Annotated in this window: 2 protein-coding genes and 1 pseudogene; all 3 read left to right on the top strand. The window is 45.1% G+C overall.

Features of this window, described 5'->3' with window-relative positions; all coding sequences use genetic code 11:
• The first annotated feature begins 317 nt into the window (after positions 1-317).
• On the top strand, positions 318-659 hold the full coding sequence (locus VN429_RS10855; protein ID WP_325633192.1) for a hypothetical protein: 342 nt from the start codon (positions 318-320) through the stop codon (positions 657-659).
• Positions 656-2,236 (top strand): hypothetical protein, encoded by a 1,581-nt coding sequence (locus VN429_RS10850; protein WP_325633190.1) that lies wholly within the window; start codon positions 656-658, stop codon positions 2,234-2,236. Before VN429_RS10855 ends, VN429_RS10850 begins: the two co-directional genes overlap by 4 nt.
• A gap of 48 nt (positions 2,237-2,284) precedes the next feature.
• Positions 2,285-3,076, top strand: a pseudogene (locus VN429_RS10845) (hypothetical protein); the annotation flags it as partial.

Below are 3,076 nucleotides of genomic sequence, written 5' to 3'. Positions count from 1 at the left end.
GTATATAACATAGCAAGGAAATATACAACAACTCCTCTGACTCTGGCTGGATTATAAAAAACCCGGATGTTCAGGGAGTAATGGAGGTAGTCCGATGGAAAACGTCATAAACGACAAGCGTCATCGGCACGAAAACACCCGGAGTTCAATCTTCAGGTGGCAGGTGCTGGAACAGAAGAGAGGAACAATCCCCCTTCGACATGGATTAGTTTTTGGAGGCCATTCCACGATGAAGGGGATACGCAATATTGCAGTAAGATCGTGTAAATACTTTCTCTTGATATGTTATTCAGGATTTAAAGTGAAAAGCCGGAGGAATGATGATTCACTCCTCTAGCCGGGGAACCAGGCGGACATCCTCTTTTGATGCACGGAATTTTCTTACAAACCGGGGATACATCGTCTTTCGGATAGGAGATCCTAAAAGTCCGTTTCATCTTGTTGCATGGAAGGATCATAACGAACTGCTTATCCGTGTCCTTTCATCCAGGCAGGCAACGTTTCTAAAAGATCTTACGCATGAGACCAGGATTCTTGTCCCTGTGGTCAAATCGCACAATTTTCCCGGAGATGTTCAGATCTGGATCAGAACTGATCAATTGTGGTACCGGTATGAGGTTTTACCTGGCGGAATAAGATCGCTTGGGGAGGAACCATGACCTCCCCAATTTTTGATACGTTAAACCTGCTTGTACAGCCTGATCAGGTTTTTGAAATCAGGGTTATTGGCGAAGACTTCATGGCATCAGGATACTTCACAGACCATGTAAGAGCTGAAAAAGCAATATGCGACCTGGATGTATATCGCAAAACACAGGGGATCTATATCACCCTTAATGAGATAAATCTCGCATTGCTTTCCCGCAGAGAAAACCGAATGAAAACTCCTCTCACCAAGAGGGATGCAACTACGGCTGATACTGATATTATCAGAAGAAGATGGCTGCCGATTGACATCGACCCAGTTCGCCCGTCCGGAGTATCATCTTCTGAAGATGAACATCAGTCAGCAATCGCACGGTCCATTCAGATCGCCGGTTTTCTTCGTGAACTTGGATGGCCTGACCCTGTCAGGGGTGATAGTGGAAATGGAGCCCATCTTTTATACAGTATTGATCTCCCTAATGACATAGAGAGCAGGGATTTGGTTAAAAGGTGTCTTACAGCCTTGCATCGGATTTTTTCTGATGAACATGTCCTTGTTGATATAGCGAATTTTAATGCAGCACGAATATGGAAACTTTATGGAACAATCTCACGAAAAGGAGATCATACAAAAGAACGACCTCATCGACGTTCATGCCTTCTTGAGATACCTGAAAGAAATGAAATAGTCTCTGTTGACCATCTGATGGTACTTGCATCGCTGAGCGAAGAGCAACCATCACTTCAGAACAATCCTTCATCCAACAGACCGAGAACATTTATCCTGGAGGATTGGCTGAATGCAACCGGATTTTCATACGCCTCCAAACCCTATAATGGAGGAACACTCTTTGTCCTTGATGAATGTCCATTTAGTTCTGATCATAAAGATGGAGCATATGCCATACAGTTTGCGAACGGGGCTGTCTACGCCGGATGTCATCACAACTCCTGTGGCAGTGGAAGGCAACGCTGGAGTGAACTTAAAGAGATGGTACATGAACCTCAAAGTGGCAGGACTTGTCTGCCTGGCTATAGATCAGATTCCGGGTCCTCAAGAAAAACAGAGCGAAAATCACCGGGAAAAGCTGCATTAAAGCGTCAAATTTTAAATGAAGCACGTACTGCACCGGTCTGTGCAGAGGCTGTTTCAGAAGCCTCACGGATTTTGCGAACCGGAGATCCCGTGAAGTTCATGCTGGATACCTTCTCTCAGGATCATGTTGGTGATCAGATTGTAGCTGAATGTATGGTGATGTCTCTTGCATCCCGGTCAGTTTTAAACAGCAAAGGGCTTCATGTTTCAGTAACTGGTGAGAGTGGAAAAGGGAAGAGTCATGCATTTGGGTCCATGCTCAAACAGGTTCCTGCAGAATTCAGACTTGATGGAAGAATGAGTGATAAAGCTCTTTTTTATATCGAGGATATCAGGCCCGGTTCGGTTATTGCCCTTGATGATACCGCTCTCTCTGAACAGATGAGCGAGATCCTCAAAGGAGTGACCACTTCATTTCAGGAACCTTTCAGGTATCACACCGTAACCAAGGATCGGAAAGGGCAGGAATGTCAGATTCCTCAGCGATGTGTGTAGTGGGTTGCTAAAGTTGAGGGTTCAGGCGATGATCAGATCTTTAACCGGATGCTCACCTGCTGGATAGATGATAGTAAAAAACAGGATTCGCTGGTTCTTACCCAGACACTTATTGAATGTGAGTCAATGCCAACATCCAGGCCCATGATGAGACTCGAGATTGAGATCTGTCAGGAGATATGGAATTGCCTGCAGTCAGCCTGGGTGGTAATACCATATGGGACCCGAATTAAATTCTCTTCATCAGTAAACCGGAGAAATCCTGATATGCTCATTGATCTCATTCGGGCATATGCGGTTCTTAGACAAATGCAGCGAAATAGAGAGACTGTTGATGGGATGCAGGTTGTATTTGCAGATTTGTCAGACTTTGAGGCTGCAGCCTGTCTGTTTGATAGAATAAATAGTGAATGTGGGGCACAGTCTACAAAACTTACACGGCAGGAGGCTGATTTGATTACAGCAATCAGGGACATGGGATTTAATGAAATCACCATCACTCAAATGCAACTTGCAACCGGCTGGTCAAACAGCAGGATTTACAAACTCCTTCATGGGTATATGAGCAGGGGAGTTACCTATTCAGGACTGCTCGAAAAATGTCCGGCTATCTCATACACTGATAGAACAGTAATCACCGGGACTGATGGAGCAACGATGCACCGTCGTACCCGGGCTTATACGTGGGATGAAATCCTGTATCTTAGCTGGTCAGTTGCAGGCACAGTCTGGTTATCTGATGATGAAGGTTCGTTAGAATCAGATTCTAATCCACCTCCTTCTCAAGGCCATGATAGTGATCTGAATTCTACGCCTGAATCTATTCGCGGTATCGCGGAG

The organism is Methanospirillum sp. (assembly GCF_035560735.1).
Lineage (GTDB): Archaea > Halobacteriota > Methanomicrobia > Methanomicrobiales > Methanospirillaceae > Methanospirillum.
Note: the sequence above shows the minus strand (reverse complement) of the source record. Positions and strands in the feature narration are given on the sequence as shown.

Excerpts from the sequence above, each read along its gene's own strand:
- VN429_RS10855 (WP_325633192.1), top strand. The coding sequence starts at position 318 with ATGATGATTCACTCCTCTAGCCGGGGAACCAGGCGGACATCCTCTTTT.
- VN429_RS10850 (WP_325633190.1), top strand. The coding sequence starts at position 656 with ATGACCTCCCCAATTTTTGATACGTTAAACCTGCTTGTACAGCCTGAT.